Below are 17,821 nucleotides of genomic sequence, written 5' to 3'. Positions count from 1 at the left end.
GGCCAGGTGTCGAGCGGCTCGTGCTCGACCTGGAGCGTCTGCTCCCTGCAGACGCCCGCGGTGACGTCCGGCAAGTTGAAGGACGGCTGGCTGATTCGCTGGCGGGTGCGCGTCTCCACCTCAACCGGTGTGGCGAGCCCATGGTCGGAATGGCAGGCCGCCCGGGTCGACACTTCCAAGCCGGTGGTGTCGGAAGTCTCGGCATCGTCGGGACAGCTCGCCTCCGGGTTGTGGACGTTGTCCTCCGCGACCCCGTATTTTTCCGCCTCCGGGGCGGATCCCGAGTCGCGGTCGTTGAAGCTGGAAGCGCAAGTCGAACACGACCCGTCCGCCGCTGGGCAAGGCACGGGCCTGATCTGGACCGACAGTGGCCAGGTGTCGAGCGGCTCGTGCTCGACCTGGAGCGTCTGCTCCCTGCAGACGCCCGCGGTGACGTCCGGCAAGTTGAAGGACGGCTGGCTGATCCGCTGGCGCGTCCGGGCATCGACCTCGGCCGGAGCGGCCAGTCCGTGGTCGGAGTGGCAGACGGCCACGATCCAGGTGAGTGGCACCGCAGGCAACGGCCTGGGCGCCGTTCCGGCCACGCGCGGCAGCGACACGTGGACGCTGTCCTCGGCCACGCCATGGCTGTACGCGAAGGTGACCGACGCCGGCGGATCGAAGCTGGTACTGGGCGCGGAGATCGAGCACGACCCGGCGACCGGACAGGGCAGCGGCCTGATCTGGTCCGGCAAGGGCACCACGAGCTACGCCTCCGGCGGCAACGCCTGGCTCCAGGTCCCGGCCGGCAAGCTGACCGACGGCATGAAGATCCGCTGGCGGGTACGCGGCGTCACCACCGCGGGCGCCGAAGGCCAATGGTCGCCCTGGCAGGCGGCCACCGTCGACCTGCGCAAGCCCAGCGTGGACGGACTGGGCATGGACCCGGCCATCCGCGGCACCACCTCCTGGACCGCCGAGTCGCTGACACCGTCGATGTACGCCAGGGTGACCGACCCGGACAACCGGCCCGGCAAACTCAATGTCGAGGTCGAGCACGACCCGGCCAAGAGCGAGCAGGGCACCGGACTGATCTGGACCGGCACCTCGGACAAGGAGTACGCCTCCGGTACCAACGCCTGGGCGGTCGTCCCGGCCGACAAGCTGACCGACGGCTGGCAGATCCGCTGGCGAGCCCGGGCTACGACCACCTCCGGCGTGTCGGGGCCGTGGTCGGACTGGGTGTACGCAACCGTGGCGGCGCTGCCGTTCGAGTCGTTCTCCCCGGAGAACAACAGCCAGGTGGGCACCTTGACGCCGGTGCTGTCGGCGAATGCGCGGCCGTTCAACAAGGGCGAGGTCAAGTACTGGTTCCAGATCTGCGCGGGCAGCGCACCGAACTGGCGCTGGTGCAAGGACTCCGCGGCGGAGACCAAGGATTGGACCACGACCGGCGCCTGGCAGGTTGTCGACGAGCGGCTGAAGTGGGGCGAGACATACTCGTGGATGGCGAAGGCGGCCACGACCTACACCACGGTGACGTCCTCGTGGCGGACGTTCACGCCAGTGCCGGAGCAGGCGAACATCAACGGCCTGCTGGCGGGTGGCACGCAGAACCGGGAGTTCAACCACATCTCAGGTAACTACGCGCCCACGGCGACGGACGCTTCTGTGGCGGTGGTGGGCCCACCCTTGTCGGTGAGCCGCACCTATAACAGCCTGGACCCGCGCACCGACGGGATCTTCGGCGCTGGGTGGACGACCCGCTGGGACATGCGGATCGAGGAGGAGCTGACCGGAAGCCTGCTGGTGACCTATCCCAGCGGGGAGCAGTTGCGGTTCGCTCCGATGGGCAATGGTTCGTACGCGCCTCCATCGGGGATGTTCGCGACGATGGCCGCCGAGCAGGCAGGTGGCTGGCGGTTGATGGACAAGTCGGCCACGTCCTACTGGTTCGACGCGTCTGGCCGCCTGACAAAGATCACCGATCATCGCGGGCGGGCGCAGGAGCTGACCCGCGGCGCTGACGGCAAGCTGGCCAAGGTGACCGCGACGGGTGGCAGGTCGCTGGCGTTCACGTGGTCGGGGAACCACGTGGCGAGCGTGTCCACTGACCCGATCGACGGTAAGGCGCTGACCTGGACCTACACCTATGAGGGCGACCAACTGGTCAAGGTGTGCCCGCCGACCTCGGCGACAGCCTGCGCGACTTATGCGTACGGTACGGCCTCGCGGTACAAGAGCGTGATCACCGATTCCGGGCCGGAGTACTACTACCGGCTGAACGAGAGCGCGACCCGTACGGGCACCACCGTCGCGAGCGCGGCGGGCTGGAACGTCACCGAGGAACAGGCCAAGCTGAACGGGACCACCCCGGCCGACCTCGGCCCTCAGGTGCCGGGTGCGCTGGCCGGGTCGCCGGACACCGCGATGCGCTTCAAGGGAGCGGCGACCTCGACCTTCGTGCAACTGCCGCGGAACGCCGTGAGCGGCCAGGGCGGGGAGCTGGCGGTCGAGGCGTGGTTCAAGACCACCGCGTCCGGCACGGTCATCGGGATGCAGAGCTCGGGGGACAGTACGCCGTCGGCGTTCACGCCGGTGGTGTACGTGGGCACCGACGGGAAGTTGCGCGGCCAGTTCTTCACCGGCCTGTCCACCGTCGCGCAGACTCCGATCACCTCCTCCAGAGCGGTGAACGACGGCGCCTGGCACCATGTGGTGCTGTCGTCGGTGGAGACCAAGCCCGCTTCGAGCTCGGCGCCCGCGGAGCACACGCAGACGCTGTACCTGGACGGGGCCGCGGTGGGTACTCTGGCCGGGGAGATCCAGCACGGTGACATGGCGGAGACCCGGATCGGCTCCGGGTACGGTTCCACGGCCTGGCCGTCCAGCACGGTCAGCACCGCGCTGTTCCCCTTCAACGGCGACATCGATGAGGTCGCGATCTATGGCAGGCCGATGGGTGGGGCGGCGGTACAGCGGCACTTTGCAGCCGGGAAGCCGCAGCCGCAGCTGATCAAGGTGACCCAGCCGTCGGGCCGGGTAGAGGCGGTCAACGTCTACAACCCGGACGGCGGCCGGTTGGTGACGCACACCGATCCCAACGGCGGTACCTGGAAGCTGTCGGACCCGGCGTACACCAAGCAGACCACCATCTCGACCTTCGCCACCGTGACGGTGACCGACCCGCACAACGGGGTCGTCACCTACGTCGCCGACGCGCAGCGTGGCTACCGGCAGGTGTCGGTCACCGATCAGGTCGGCGCGACCACCAAGTGGGCCTATGACGTGGGCGGATATCCGGCCAAGGTGTTCGACCCGAACGGCAATGCGGTGGAGCTGGCTTACAACGCCCGCGGGAACCTGCTGTCGAAGAAGACCTGCCGTACGACGGGTGCGAACTGCTCGACGGAGTACTACAACTACTTTGTCGACACCGACAAGCGGTTCGACCCGCGCAACGATGTGAAGACCGCCCAGCGGGACGGCCGCTCGGCCTCGGCCTCCGACGAGACGTACATAACCTCGTGGGCGCACAACGCGTTCGGTGAAGAGATCAAGGTCACGACCCCGGCCACGGAAGATTTCCCGACCGGCCGCTCCACGAGCAAGGCTTACACCGATGGCAGCGAGCCCGCAGTCGGCGGCGGCAGCACTCCGGCGGGGCTGGTGAAGTCAGCCAAGGACTTCAAAGGCAACGAGACCACCTACGCCTACACCGCCGCCGGAGCCCTCGCCGTCGAGACCGCGCCCACTGGCCTGGTCAAGAAGTACGAGTACGACGCGCTGGGGAGGGTCGTCACGCAGACAGAGATCTCGGCGGCTCACCCAGGCGGTTTCACTACGACGCTCACTTACGACACCGAGGGCAGGGTCACCTCCCGTACGGGCTCCGGGATCAAGAACGAGATCAACGGAGTAACGCATACCGCTAAGTGGAGCTCGACCTATGACCCGGACGGCAAGCCGCTGACGGAGACACAGGAGGACCTCACCGGCGGCGACCCAGCACGCACAACCACCTACACCTACGACGACCAGGGCCGTACTGCGACGATCACGGATCCGGAAGGCGGCGTCCAGCGCTACACCTACGACGCCTCCGGCCAGAAGACCAGCTTCACCGACGAGCGTGGCACTGTTTACACCTACAGTTACACGGCCCGCAACGAGTTGGCCACGACCACGCTGAAGGGGTGGACGGGCAGCCCGGTAAGCCCTCAGCCAGCGGCAGACGTGGTCACCGCCTCCTACGCCTACGACCCAGCCGGGAGGCTTGCCTCGCAGACCGACACCATGGGCCGCACCACCGCCTACACCTACTATGGCGACAACCTGCCGGCCGACACCATCGCCAAGGGTGCCAAGCTCAACGGGTCGGCCACGCCCCGGGACGTGGTGCTGGACTCCAAGATCTACGACGCGGCGGGCAACCTTACCCGGCAGATCACCGGCAACGGCACTCTCAGGATCGACGCCGCTTACGACGCCGCCAGCCGCGTCACCTCACAGACCGCGGACCCTAGCAAGCTGAACAGGGTCACGCTCTATGGCTACGACGCCAACAGCAACGTGATTAAGATCAGCCGGTCCGCTGGCGGCACCGGACGCACCGAGATCACTGAGTACGACTACAACGCTGGCAACCAGGCCATCCGCCAGACCGTGCACAGCGATGGGCAGGATCTGGTCACCAAGCTCACGGTGGACGACCGCGGTCTGGTTACCGAGCTCACCGACGCCCGTGGCAATGTCTCCGGTGCCGATGCCGCCGACTTCACCACCTCGGTTACCTACAATGCGCTTGGTCTGCCCACGCAGGTGCGACTGCCTCCGGTCACTGTCGAGCGCGCGGGTGGCGCGCCGGTCACTGAGCGACCCACGGCCAAGCTGGGCTACAACACTTTCGGCGACCGTACGCACAAGGTCGATGCAGAGGGCCGCACCACGAGCTTCACTATTGACAAGGCCGGACGGGCCACCGAGCAGACCTTCCCCGCCTACACGCCTCCCGGCGGTCAGCCGGTCACGCCCAAGGTCACAACCAGCTACGACCAGGCAGGCCAGCCGATCAGCATCACCAACCAGCGAGGCCAGACCACCAACACGGTGTATGACGGGCTCGGCCGCAAGGTCCAGGTCACCGACCCCAAGGCCGGGGCGGCGGCAGCCGGTGTGTGGACCTACGGCTACGACCTGCTGGGTGAGGTCCTGTGGAGGAATGACCCCACCGGAGCACGGTCCGAATCCACCTACGACGACCTCGGCCGTCAAATCACGCTGACCACGATCGAGCGCAAGCCATCGCAGGCCGCCTACGTCACCAAACTGGAGTACGACGACACAGGTCTTCTCACCAAGACCACGCGGCCGACCGGAGACCTGACCACCCGCGCCTACGACGCCACCGGCGCGATGACCTCCATCACCGATGCGCTCGGCAACGTCACGACCTTCGGCTACGACCTGGCCGGGCGTCCCACTAAGACGACCAACCCGCTCGGTCTGGCCAGCGTCGCGAGCTACGACCTGGCTGGGCGCAAGACCCAGCTCCAGGAGCTCGATGCCGACGGCTCGGTCCTGCGGACCCGGAAGTTCGGCTACGACGCGGTCGGCAACCCGACCAGCGAGACCTCGGCCGAAGGACATACCGTCAGCAAGATCTTCGATGCCGCCAACAAGATGATCGAGCTTCAGGAGCCTGTGTCGGCCACTGAGAAGATCATCACCTCTTTCGGCTACGACGCCCTGGGTAACCAGACCCGCTCGACCAACGGGCGCGGTCACTCCACCATCACCACCTACAACACCCTGGGCCTGGCGGAGTCGGTGATCGAGCCGGCCACACCCGCCCACCCCGACCTCGTGGACCGGACCTGGACCACCGTTTACGACGCGGCTGGCAACCCCGCAAGGAGCGTCGCACCCGGCGGAGTCCACATCGACCGCACCTTCGACGAACTCAACCGCCTTATCAAGGAGACCGGCACCGGCGCCGAGGCCGCGACCGAGGACAGGACATTCGACTACGACCAGGCGGGCCGCATGGTGGCGGCGGGCGACCTCGCCTTCACACTAAACGACCGCGGCCTGCTGCTAAAAACCACCGGCCCGGGTGGAGACGTCAACGCCTACGGCTACGACGCCGCCAGCCGACTCGTTCAGCGCATTGACGTCACAGGCACCACTACCTTCACATGGGACGGCGCCGATCGACTGGACACTTCGACCGATCCGGTCAGTGCCACCACGATCGACTACGGCTACGACAAGGCCGCACGCTTGACGAGCATGTCCTACGGTTCGAGCGGTGCCCGTCGCAGCTATACCTACGACACGCTGAACCGCCTCACCAAGGATCAGCTCACCACGGCGTCGAGCACCCCGATCGCCTCGATCGAGTACGGCTACGACCTCGACGACAACATGACCTCCAAGACCACCGCGGGCTCGGTGGGCGCGGGCACCAACACCTACAGCTACGACTGGTCCAACCGGCTAACGTCGTGGACCGCGCCCGACAGTGTGAAGACTGCCTATGAGTACGATGCAGCGGGGAACCGCGTCCGGGCCGGCGACAAGACATTCACCTACGACGAACGCAACCGCCTCACCTCGGGCGACGGATACACCTACACCTACACCCCCCGTGGCACCCTCGCCGAGCAGTCCAACGGCCGAGTCCGCATCACCAAGTTCGACGCCTTCGACCGTCTCATCAACGACGACACCGTCCGGTACAACTACGACGCCCTTGATCGGATGGAGACCCGGACCGAGGGCCAAGAGACCACTCGCCACGTCTACGACGGCACCCGCAATGACCTTGTGGCAGTCATCGGCGCCGGCGACATCAAGAAGGCTGTCTACGGTCGGGATGCCACCGGTCACACCATCAGCCTGTCCGATGGCGGCAGCCCGGCACTGGCGTTCAGCGATTTGCGCGGAGACCTGGTCGGCACCTTCACAGCTGATGGGACAAGCCTGGTCGACTCGATCGCGTACAGCCCCTTCGGCGAGGTCATCGCTGCGGCTGGAGCTCAGCACCAGCTGGGCTTCCAGGGTGCCTACACCGACCCCACCACCAAGAAGATCAACATGGCGGCTCGGTGGTACCAGCCGTCCACCGGTAGCTTCATCTCCCGCGACTCCGTGTCCCTCTCGCCTGACCCGTCCGTGCAGCTCAATCGCTACGCCTACGCCAACGCCAACCCGCTCACCAACGTTGATCTCGACGGGCATGCGTCCTGTGCGAAGAAGCCGAACCAGAAGAAATGCAAGATCCAGACAGAGGTCAACCAGGGGCACAAGTCGTGCGTGACAAATTACGGAAAGCAATGCAAGGAGGCGGAGAACGAATACAAGGAGTGTCGCGCCACCTCGTCGAAGTCGGTGTGCAAGGAGGCGCAGGGGTTCTACATGACCTGCCGCACCGCTTACGAGTCGACGAAGAAGGTCTGCGACGAGGCCGACGACCTTTACGCCAAGTGCCGGGACAGGAACTCCAGGAGCCACTGCAACACCGTCGAGATGGTCTACACGGCGTGCCGCGACGACCGTTCCAAGTCGGTATGTAAAGATGCGAACGGCGCGTTCTCGACCTGTTTGTCCAAGCGGAAAGATGTAAGTACCTGCCGGGATGCCGACAGTGAATATCTGGCATGCCGGGACGAGGGCGCGAGCAAGTCCGTCTGCCGCCAAACGTGGGGCTTCTACCTCACATGCCGGGACAAGAAGTACTCTGGCGAAACTTGCCACGAGGGGGCGGACTACTTCGAAGAATGCCGCACCAAGGACGGGCATGGCCTCGACGCGTGTCGCCTGTCCGGCAACTCCTACCTTAAGTGCAGGATGGCCAAGGTCGAGCCTGACGGCTGCGACCTCTACGGCGAGGCCCAGGCTCGATGCGTCGATGAGAAGGGCCTCAAGCCCTGCACGCCCAAATCTGACGGCTTCCGCAAGAAGTGCGGGCACACTGACACCAAGGAGTACTGCAACTTCTACATCGACGCGCCGACCGCGACGCTTATCAAGAACATTTTCGCGCTGATCGCGGTCGGGTTCGGCGGCTGCGCGGCGGTCGCCACCGCGGTCGGCGCCGTCGCCGCCGTTCCCACAGCCGGAGTGGGCGCCCTGGTCGCCGGAACGATCGTGGCGGCTTGCACCCTGTACGGCGCCGGAGCGGCCATCGTGTCGGCGGTCGTGGACCACCTGAACCAGGAAGGCAAGGGGTTCAAGATCGTGGTGGGCAGATACTACAGTGGCGTGCCGTTCGGGTACGCGGAGTCCCGGTAGGAGAGGTGTGAGCCACGTATGAGAATGAGGGTGCTCGGGGCGCTGCTCGCCATGTTCTCAAGCCTGCTCATCGTGCTGTCGAGCGTCCTGACGGTTGTCGGCGACCCCGGCACCCGACTCCTGCGCCTGGTGCTGCTAGCGGTGGCGATGCCGCTGTTCGCGGCCGGCGCCACCTTGTTTATTGTCTACTTCCGGAGCCGCCGATGACCTCGGCCGCCCTCGCCGTCGCCTACGACGCCGTGGCTGCCCGCTACTCGGAGTCGATCCCCGGGCGCTTGTGCGGTGCCAAAACGCGGATACTGCTGCTGAGCTGGGCGTTTGCCGGGTGATCAGGCTGCCCTGTGGTACTCATTGATCAGTCCTGTGACGGTCCTTCGGCGGTGGATCTGGGAGGTCATGTCGATCATCTGGCTGGGGTCGTGCAAGGGAGGGCGGAGGGAACGGCCCTGATGCGGGCGATGGTGGTTGAAATGGTGTTCGTACTCGGTCAGGACCTTACGCAGGTGCCGCTCGCCATGGATGAGCAGGTGGTCGAGGCATTCACGGCGTAGCGTTCCCACGAACCGTTCGGCGAACGCGTTGGCCTGTGGGGACCGGACGGGCGTCTTGATGACCCGCACGCCAGCGGCGGTGAACAACTCGTCGAACGAGCAGGGGAACTTGCCGTCACGGTCCCGGATGAGAAATCTGAAGGCGCTGGCGCGTTCTCCCAGGTTCATCAGCAGGTTGCGGGCTTGCTGGGCGGTCCAGGCACCGGTCGGGTTGGAGGTGATGCCTAGTATGTGCACGCGGCGTGTTTCGATCTCCATGACGAATAAGACGTACAGGCGTTTGAGGAACACGGTGTCGACGTGCATGAAGTCGCACGCCAGGAAGCCGGAGACTTGCGAGGTGAGGAACTGTCGCCAGGTCGGTGAGGTCTGACGTGGCGCTGGGCCCTGGCCGGCTGCGGCGAGGATTCGGCGGATGGTGCCTTCGCCGATTCGATGGCCGAGGCTGAGCAGTTCACCCCGGATCCGCCGGTGCCCCCATCGGGGATTCTCCCTGGCCAGCCGGATCACGAGAGCACGCAACTCGTCCGGTATCGGTGGACGCCCGGCCGCGTTTGGGTACGTCCAGCGTTGGCTGACCAGCCGGCGGTGCCAGGACAGCAAGATGCCCGGCGTCACGATCCGATGGAGACGAAGCCGCGTGGGCAGCAGTCGCGCCAGTGCGGCCAGCAGCGCCCGGTCGGCCCAGTCCGGTTGCGGCCGGGAGACCTGACGACGCAGGACGGCGACCTCATGCCTCAGCACCAAGATCTCCACCTCCTTGGCCGCGTCGTCCCGCGTGAGGAGCATCAACCAGCCGAACAACCGGACCATCAGCAGATACAAGAGGCGTAGGGACACGAGTGTCGAGGATAGAAGCCCAGGCCAGACGTCATGGACGAGTTTTGGCACCGCACACGTCCACGGAAAGATCATCCTCACCACGTTCTGACCTCGTTGCCATAGTGCTGAACATGTGTTTACTATACTAAACGTGTGTTCAGCACCTTCGATGGATCTGACCGCTCAGGCCAAGATCCGTAACGCCGCCATCGCGCACTTCGCCCGCAATGGCTTCCAGAAGACGAACCTGCGCGCCATCGCGGCCACCGCGGGGGTGAGCGCCGCCCTGGTCATCCGGCACTTCGGCAGCAAGGACAACCTGCGGAGCGTCTGCGACGAGCACGTCCTGCAGATCCTGGTGCGGAGGGCCCGGACCGTGGCCGACCTGGTCGGCGTGCGGGATCTGTCCCAGGAATATCTGTCGGACTCGGAGGAGTACCGCCTCCATGTGCAGTACATGGTGCGCGCGATCGAGGAGGACTCCTCCGCGGCCACCACGTTCGTCAACACGCTGGTGGAGGAGACCGAGCAGCTCTTCCGGGACGGGATCGCCGGCGGCTCGATGCGCCAGTCCTCCGACGTGCGGGCGCTGGCCGTGCTCACCGTGCTGGTGAGCCTGGCCACGCTGACCATGGCGCCACCCCTGACCCGCGCGCTCGGCTTCGAGCGGATGGGTCCCGACGTGCTGCGGCGCATCGGGCTGCCCATGCTCGATATCTACACCCACGGCTTGTACGCCGACGACACCATGCTCAAAGCCGCCCAGGCCGCCTGGGAGGCCCAGCGGGGAGACGATCTCTAGCCCTCTCCTCATCACCACATAAGGACACCCATGATGACTGAGACCGATGCCATCTCCATGGCCGGATTGGTCAAGTCGTTCGGCCCGGCACGGGCACTGAACGGCCTCGACCTCGTCGTACGGACTGGCGAGGTGCACGGCTTCCTCGGGCCCAACGGCGCGGGCAAGAGCACCACGATCCGGATCCTGCTGGGCCTGATGCGCCTCGACGCGGGCACCGCCCGGCTGCTCGGCGGCGACCCCTGGACACAGACCGCTGAGCTGCACCGCCGCCTGGCGTACGTGCCCGGCGACGTCACCCTGTGGCCCAACCTGTCCGGTGGCGAGGCCATCGACCTGCTCGGCCGGCTGCGCGGCAGCCTCGACCGGCGGCGCCGGGACGAGCTGATCGAACGCTTCGACCTCGACCCGCGCAAGAAGGGCCGCACCTACTCCAAAGGCAACCGGCAGAAGGTGGCCCTGGTCGCCGCGCTGGCCTCCGACGCCGAGCTGCTCATCCTCGACGAACCCACCTCCGGCCTGGACCCGCTGATGGAGGAGGTCTTCCGGCAGACGATCCAGGAGGTGCGGCGCGCGGGTGACCGTACGGTGCTGCTGTCCAGCCACATCCTCTCCGAGGTCGAGGCACTCTGCGACCGGATCACGATTATCCGCGACGGCCGTACCGTCGAGACCGGCACCATGGCCGAGCTGCGGCACCTCACCCGCACCTCCATCGACGCCGAGCTGGCCGCCCCACCGGACGGGCTGGCCGGCCTGCCGGGCGTGCACGGCCTGCGCGCCGACGGCGGCCGGGTACGCTTCAGCGTCGACGCCGCCGCGCTGGACCTCGCACTTCGCCACCTCACCAAGGTCGGCGTGCGCAGCCTGGTCAGCCGGCCTCCGACGCTGGAGGAACTGTTCCTGCGGCACTACGACCGCGCGACCGTGAACGTCAAGGGCCGGCACACGGAGGCAGGACGATGAACGCGTTCGCCGGCACGGGAAAGCTCATCCGCCTGGTGCTGCGGCGCGATCGTGTGCTGCTGCCGCTGTGGGTGGCCTTCATCTGCATGATCCCGGTGGTGTTCGTCGGCGCCTTCACCGGCGCGTACCCCACGGCCGAGGCCCGCCAGCACTACTACGAGACCAGCGTCCACACCAGGGCCTTCACCATCGCCTACGGCGTGCTGAACGGATCCAGCCTCGGCGAGCTCGTCGCCTGGCGGTCGGGATTCGTCACGTTCATGGTCGCGCTGTTCGCCCTGCTCACGGTCATCCGGCACACGCGTACGGAAGAGGCGGCCGGGCGGCGCGAACTGGTCGGGGCCACAGCGGTGTCCCGCCACGCCGACCTGGCCGCCACCCTGATCGTCACCTGCGGGGCCGCCCTCGTCCTGGGCATAGCCTCGGCGGTGGCGCTGATCGGCCAGGGCCTGCCCACCGCCGGCTCCCTGGCGCTCGGACTCGGGTTCACGGTGGCCGCCTGCGCGTTCGCCTCGATCGGCGCGGTGACAGCGCAGCTCACGACCAGCGCGGGCGGCGCGCGCGCCATCGGGATCAGCACGCTCGGCGCCGCGATCCTGCTGCGCGGCGTCGGCGACGTCGCCGCGCAGTCCGGTGACGGGCCCGCCTGGGTGTCCTGGATGACGCCGCTCGGCTGGGCGGAGGCACTGCGGCCCTACAGCGGCGAACGCTGGTGGGTGCTCACGCTCGCGGCCGGCGCCGTGCTGGCGCTGATCGTGCTGGCCGTGGCGCTGTCGGAGCGGCGCGACCTCGGCGCCGGCATGTTCCAGGCCCGACTGGGCCCGGCCGCCGCCGGACCCCGCCTGCGCAGCCCGCTGGCGCTGGCCTGGCGGCTGCACCGCGGGCCGCTGATCAGCCGGCTCGCCGGACTCGCCCTGGTCGGGCTCGTGGTCGGCGCGATGTCGGCGAGCCTTGGGACGCTGATGGACAACAGCGGCGCCGCGGCCCGAGAGGCGCTGGCCCGGCTCGGCGGTCCCGGCCCGCTCGTCGACCAGTTCCTCGCCCCCATGATGACCATGCTCGGCCTGGTCAGCGCCGGCTTCGCCATCCAGGCCGCGCTGCTGCTCAGGAACGAAGAGCGCGACGGGCGGGCCGAGCCCCTGCTGGCCACCCCGGTGCGCCGGCTGCGCTGGGCGGGCAGCCACTTCGCGTTCATACTGCTCGGCCCAGTGCTCGGGTTGATCGCCTTCGGGACGGCGGCCGGTCTGGCGCACGGACTCAACACCGGCGACGTCGCCCGTGAGCTATCCCGCCTCCTGGCCGCCGCTCTCGTGCAACTCCCTGTGGTGTGGGTGTTCACCGGAGTCGCGTTCGCCCTGTTCGGGCTGCTGCCCCGGCTGGTCGCCGGCACGTTCGCGGTGGCCATGGTGAGCATGTTGTTCGGCTGGGTCGGCCTGGAGTTGCAGCTCGACCAGTGGGTCATCGACCTGTCGGTCTTCGAGCACGTACCGAAACTCCCCGGCGGAGTCATGACGCCCACGCCACTGATCGTCATGACCGTCGTCGCGGCGGCCCTCGTCGCGGCCGGCCTGGCCGGATTCACCCGACGCGACATGCCCACCACCTGAGCCTGGAGGACATCATGGGAGTGACCCTTCCCACCCTGACCCCGCTGCAGGAAACCCTGTGGGTGACGCTGTGCGGCCGGGCGCTCGACAGCCGCCTGCCACGCCCCATACTCGGCGACCGCATGGCCTACGAGATCATCCGCAAAACCGGCTACGACCACCGCAAACTCCGCTGGAGCGCAGCCTCGGCCATCGACGTCGCCCAGCGCGCCAAGAAGCTGGACGAGGTGGCCCAGCAGTTCATGGCCCGCCACCCCGACGCGATCGGCATCGACCTGGGAGCCGGCCTCGACACCCGGGCCCTCCGCATCGACCCGCCGCCCACAGCGGACTGGTACGACGTCGACTTCCCCGAAGTCGTGGACGCCCGGCACCGGGTCATCCCCGATCGGCCGCACACGCACACGATCGGCGCGGACCTGACCGAGCCCGGCTGGCTGGAGGCGCTCCCCGCCGACCGCCCCGCCGTGATCGTCGCCGACGGCGTGCTGCCCTTCCTCTCCCAGGAAGAGATGATCACGCTGCTGGACCGTCTCACCAGCCACTTTCCCAGTGGGGAGATAGCGTTCAACGTCTACACCAGATTCACCGTCTGGGCAGCGAAACACTACTCCGGCAGCCGGTTCCTGGTCCCGCTCTTCAAGTCCCCCGGCTTCGACCGCCTCGACCCCGTACGGTGGAACCCGCGACTGACCCTGATCCGGCACATCCTGCTCACTCGGGAGCCCGAGGTCGACCAGTTCCCTCCGGCCCTGCGCCTGTGGACCCGACTGTCGGCGCTCAGCGCGGCCTTCTCCAGGCTGGGCACCACGGTCGCGCACTACCGTTTCTGACGATTCCGGCCGGCGACTCACGCCGGGCCGGGCAGGTCCATCGCCGCCAGCCGGGCCGGGTCGACCAGGGCCGCGATGCCCGAGATCCGTCCGTCGGCGACGGTGAACATGAGGACCGATAGTGGAGTGCCGTCCTCGCGCCAGGAGAGCATCCCGGGCAGGCCGTTGACCAGCACCGCCCGCCCCCGCACGGCCGAGCCGGAGAACAGCTGCACGCGGCCTGCGATCTCGGTGTCGCCGAGGGCGACGACCACGCCGCCGGGGGTGTCGACGGTCAGCTTCACCTCGGGGGCGAGCACGCGCAACCGCGCGGTGGCTCGACCGAGCACAACGGCACAGCGAACGCGCGGAGCTACGGACACTGGCCGCCACCTGCCCGGTGCCGGTTCGCCTCGTCACCGGCGAATTCGATCCGCTGATCGACGCCACCCTCGACGCCCGGGTGACCGTCATCCCCGGAACCGGCCACCATCCACAGCTCACCCATCCGGCCCACGTGGCCGCCGTCGCAAAAGCAAACGTCCCGATCTGCTGATCCCAAAAACTGGGGAGAACCTCGCGATCGAGATTGTGGATGCTGCGCTGAGATCTCGGCGACTCTCTGCGCTGGACATCCTGAAATACGCCGGTAACGCTGACGTCTGCCCTGACTTTGGGAAATGAGGATACGGGTGAATGGAGAACAAACGTCTCGTTCGCGTGTGATGACCTGGAGAGACTGGGCCGCTGGCGCGGATATGAGCCGGGAGATCGACAGAGGGGATCTCTGCGCCAGCGCACGTGTGCTTGATCTCGGCGTGGCCGTGCTGGAGGTGAAAAGGTTTCATCCGGTGACGGCTCAACGCGAGCCATGCCGCGCGGGCACCGAGCATGAGGACGTGGTCCATCTCATTGTGCCGCTGCACGGCACCGTGAACGCGACCTGGTCGGGGCTGCAGGACACCGTAACCGTCGGTGATCTTTACGCGCACGACCTCGCCGGGCTGGAGGAGATGAGCTTGCAGACCGACGGACGTGATCATCTGGAGTTGGCCATGCTCGCCATCCCGAAGCCGCTGCTGCCGCTGCGCGGTGACGTGATGGCTGCTCTCCTCGGGCACGGCGTGTCCGTCGACGGCGGAATGAGCGGGCTGCTCAAACAATTCATCGAGGACCTGTCCGACGAGAAGCTGTCGCTCAACCCGGCGGACGGGCAGCGGCTCGGGATGGTGCTGGTGGATCTCGTGGCCGCGTGCTTCTCCAGTCTGCTCGAATCCGAGCAGGACCCCCGGTCGAGCTCCCAACGGGAGGCCCTTGGCCTGCGCCTACGTGCCTACATTCAGCGCCATCTGCATGATCCCGAGCTCAGCCCGCGGACGGTCGCGGCGGCGAACTACATCTCGGTCAGCTACCTCCATCGGCTGTTCCAGGAGCAGGGCGACACGGTCTCGGCGTGGATCCGCGACCAGCGCCTCGGGCGCATACGCCGTGACCTCGCCGACGCCGCCCTGGCCGACGTGCCGATCCACGAGATCGCTGCCCGCTGGGGGTTCGGCCGGCCGGGCGACTTCAGTCGGGCCTTCCGCACGGCCTATGGCGTGTCGCCGCGCGAGTTCAGGTCCGGAACGGCGTGCCGCTCCTGAGCTTGGCGACCGGCCAGACGGCCAGGAAGACCAGGGTGTCGCCGTCATAGTCGCCTCCACGGTCACCCGGTCGCCGTCGGTACGGGATGCGTGGAAGGTGACGCCGACGTCAAGGGCGAACAGGCGAGGAAGTCCTCGGCGGAGAAGCGTACGATCGCCTTCCTACCCACCATGTGGTCACTCGCCTCGGGCGCGACGGCGGTGGCGTTTCCTTGGGGGCGACAGCCACTCGGCGTCCTCGGTGAAGACCGCGGCGATGCGATTGGGGTCGTTGCTCGCGAGCGCCTGGAAGGTGTTCTGGATGATGTCGTGGCTCATGGCCCCACTGTCACCGTCACCGTGCGCCAGCGTCTTGAACGAATGCCCGGTCGATGGCCTCTTGGCATGGGGTCATACGATCCGGCGCGCACGAGCATGGGTGGGAGGTCGCGTGGCCGCCGCGGCCCAGCCGGGTGGCCGGTGTCGGCATGGCCGGGTTCCGCGCGCGGCGAAGGGCCGGTCGACGTGCGGGTGGTCCCGCACCCGACCGTCACGCTGGTCCTGGAGTTCGCCAAGTCCCATGAGCGGATTGCGGGGGCCGATCCCTTCCCAGCGTGAATGGCCACACTCTTCGTCCATCCGATCACGGACGTGTCCAGCCCCACAGCCGCCTTCAGTGCCTCACGGGTGCGGGTCAGAGCGTGAATGCTACGGCCGCCAACTCTCCGGCGATGCGGCGGCGGTGCCCTGGGTAGGGCCCTGCCACCGCAGTGCGCCTTGGAGCGGCGGGGGAACGAACGCCGTCTGGCGCTCCCCGTGTCGACCAGGAATTCGAGCAGGGCTTTCACCACGGCCGCCGGAGCTTCCTCAGGAAGGAAATGACCGGCTCCCGGGATGACGAGCCATCGGCCCGGACCGCGCGGGCCTGCTGATGCGGGGCGCCGTGCACACCGCTGCCCTGCTGCGGCGCGCGCTGGAACCAGGTGGGATGAACATCTGGCACGCCACCGGCCCTACGGCCTGGCAGACCGTGTGCCGCTCGAATATTGAGTTACGTGGTCTGCGCTGCGGTTAGGCGACGTGGTGGTATTCGTTGATCGTGCCTGTGACGACGGGTTTTCGGCGGGCGGATGACAGGTCGTCGAGGGCGGTCATGTGCCGGGCGGGCTGCGCGACGATGTCCGGAGGACGCTGTTGCCGGGAATGGTGCGGACGGTGCCTGTTGTAATGAGCAGATACTCGTGCAGCACGAGGGCCAGGTGGCGTTCGTTGAGGATCAGGGTCCGGTCCGGGAGTTCGCGGCGCAGGGTGCCGATGGCCCGCTCGCAGATGGCGTTCATCCTCGGGGTTCGCGGCATGGTGGTGTTGTTCCGTAGCCCTTCGGCTTGGAAGACCTCCCGGAAGGCGGAGGTGAAGAGCGGGTCCCGATCGTGGATCACGAAACGAAGCTCGGCGATATGGTCGCCAAGGTCCATGACCAGATTGCGAGCTTGCTGCGTGGTCCATGCTCCGGTCGGGTGTCTGCTGACTCCGGCCAGGTGCAGTCGCCGGGTGCCGTGCTCGATGAACACCAGCACGTACAGCCGCTTGAGAAGCACCGTTTCGACGACGAGGAAGTCACACGCGATGATCGCGTGGGCTTGAGCGGTCAGGAACTGCCCCCAGGTCGGCCCAGCCCTGCGGGGTGCCGGATCGATACCCGCGGCGTGCAGGATCCCCCATACTGTGGAGGCCGCGATGTTGTAGCCGAGGCGCGCCAACTCGCCTTGGATTCTCCGGTGCCCCCAGGCTGGGTTTTCCTGGGCCATCCGGACAATCAGCGTCTTGACGGGCTGGTGGGTGCTGGGCCGTCCCGGGCGTCGCCTGTCGGTGAAGGTCCGCTTACGTCCTGCCAGGTTGCGGTGCCAGCGCAAGATCGTTGCTGGGGTGACGTGGAAGACTTCCGCCCATCGATGGCGGGGGATCAGTCGCGCCAACGCCGCAAGCCAGAGTCGGTCGGCATGATCCCACCGTGGCCGGCCACCGAGTTGACGGCGGAGTACCTGGTTCTCGTGCCGGAGCGCCAGCAGCTCAGCGTCCTTATGTAGATCAGCGCGAACCAGCACTGTCAGCAGACTGAACAAGGCCCTCACCAACCGGTAGGCAAGCGATAACAACACCTTGAGATGGTCGCAGCCGCCGCTCTGATCGTGCACCAAAACCCCAGCTCACAGTACGAAACCGTGTTGCCGAGCGGGACACCCACTGAGGCCGACTGAGGCGGCCTCACCCACCGGAACCGAAGTGCCGACTTTCTCATCGGCATCGGCACTTCAAGGAATACGGCGCGGGCACCGCCACCAACCTCCAGGCCAGCACCGACCCG

The 17,821-nt window shown here is 67.3% G+C and carries 12 protein-coding genes; 8 read left to right on the top strand and 4 right to left on the bottom strand.

What is annotated here, in order from left to right; all coding sequences use genetic code 11:
• The first annotated feature begins 105 nt into the window (after positions 1-105).
• Positions 106-8,274 (top strand): RHS repeat domain-containing protein, encoded by an 8,169-nt coding sequence (locus ACWDRB_RS63565; RefSeq protein ID WP_449911814.1) that lies wholly within the window; start codon positions 106-108, stop codon positions 8,272-8,274.
• A 30-nt stretch (positions 8,275-8,304) separates the two neighbouring features.
• Positions 8,305-8,481, top strand: a complete 177-nt coding sequence (locus ACWDRB_RS63560; RefSeq protein ID WP_449911813.1) for a hypothetical protein — start codon at positions 8,305-8,307, stop codon at positions 8,479-8,481.
• Between the two features lie 122 nt (positions 8,482-8,603).
• Here ACWDRB_RS63560 and ACWDRB_RS63555 read toward each other — a convergent pair whose 3' ends face one another.
• Positions 8,604-9,665 carry an integrase core domain-containing protein gene (locus ACWDRB_RS63555; protein WP_449911812.1) on the bottom strand — a complete coding sequence of 354 codons (1,062 nt, stop codon included), beginning with the start codon at positions 9,663-9,665 and terminating at the stop codon, positions 8,604-8,606.
• A 151-nt stretch (positions 9,666-9,816) separates the two neighbouring features.
• Between ACWDRB_RS63555 and ACWDRB_RS63550 the strand changes: the two genes are divergently transcribed.
• From ACWDRB_RS63550 to ACWDRB_RS63535, 4 genes are read left to right on the top strand one after another with little or no spacing between them, the layout of a single operon-like run.
• Positions 9,817-10,449, top strand: a complete 633-nt coding sequence (locus ACWDRB_RS63550) for a TetR family transcriptional regulator (RefSeq protein ID WP_449911810.1) — start codon at positions 9,817-9,819, stop codon at positions 10,447-10,449.
• 30 nt (positions 10,450-10,479) lie between these two features.
• Positions 10,480-11,415: an ATP-binding cassette domain-containing protein gene (locus tag ACWDRB_RS63545; RefSeq protein WP_449911808.1), complete on the top strand. Its 936-nt coding sequence runs from the start codon at positions 10,480-10,482 to the stop codon at positions 11,413-11,415.
• Entirely contained in the window at positions 11,412-13,022 is a 1,611-nt protein-coding gene (locus ACWDRB_RS63540) for an ABC transporter permease (RefSeq protein WP_449911806.1), read from the top strand. Before ACWDRB_RS63545 ends, ACWDRB_RS63540 begins: the two co-directional genes overlap by 4 nt.
• A 14-nt stretch (positions 13,023-13,036) precedes the next feature.
• Positions 13,037-13,855 carry a class I SAM-dependent methyltransferase gene (locus ACWDRB_RS63535; RefSeq protein WP_449911804.1) on the top strand — a complete coding sequence of 273 codons (819 nt, stop codon included), beginning with the start codon at positions 13,037-13,039 and terminating at the stop codon, positions 13,853-13,855.
• Positions 13,856-13,872: 17 nt separating this feature from the next.
• On the opposite strand, the gene ACWDRB_RS63530 is transcribed toward ACWDRB_RS63535, so the two are convergent.
• Positions 13,873-14,184, bottom strand: coding sequence for a hypothetical protein (locus ACWDRB_RS63530; RefSeq protein ID WP_449911802.1), 312 nt, complete (start codon positions 14,182-14,184; stop codon positions 13,873-13,875).
• Positions 14,185-14,234: 50 nt separating this feature from the next.
• On the opposite strand from ACWDRB_RS63530, the gene ACWDRB_RS63525 reads away from it, so the two are divergent.
• Together ACWDRB_RS63525 and ACWDRB_RS63520 are read left to right on the top strand one after the other, a co-directional pair.
• Entirely contained in the window at positions 14,235-14,390 is a 156-nt protein-coding gene (locus ACWDRB_RS63525) for an alpha/beta fold hydrolase (RefSeq protein ID WP_185067641.1), read from the top strand.
• Between the two features lie 202 nt (positions 14,391-14,592).
• Positions 14,593-15,477, top strand: a complete 885-nt coding sequence (locus ACWDRB_RS63520) for a helix-turn-helix domain-containing protein (protein ID WP_449911800.1) — start codon at positions 14,593-14,595, stop codon at positions 15,475-15,477.
• A gap of 177 nt (positions 15,478-15,654) precedes the next feature.
• On the opposite strand, the gene ACWDRB_RS63515 is transcribed toward ACWDRB_RS63520, so the two are convergent.
• Together ACWDRB_RS63515 and ACWDRB_RS63510 are read right to left on the bottom strand one after the other, a co-directional pair.
• Positions 15,655-15,795, bottom strand: coding sequence for a hypothetical protein (locus ACWDRB_RS63515; protein ID WP_449911798.1), 141 nt, complete (start codon positions 15,793-15,795; stop codon positions 15,655-15,657).
• 812 nt (positions 15,796-16,607) lie between these two features.
• Positions 16,608-17,651, bottom strand: a complete 1,044-nt coding sequence (locus ACWDRB_RS63510; RefSeq protein WP_449911796.1) for a helix-turn-helix domain-containing protein — start codon at positions 17,649-17,651, stop codon at positions 16,608-16,610.
• Positions 17,652-17,821 lie beyond the last annotated feature (170 nt).

This window comes from Nonomuraea sp. NPDC003707, from assembly GCF_053587055.1.
Note: the sequence above shows the minus strand (reverse complement) of the source record. Positions and strands in the feature narration are given on the sequence as shown.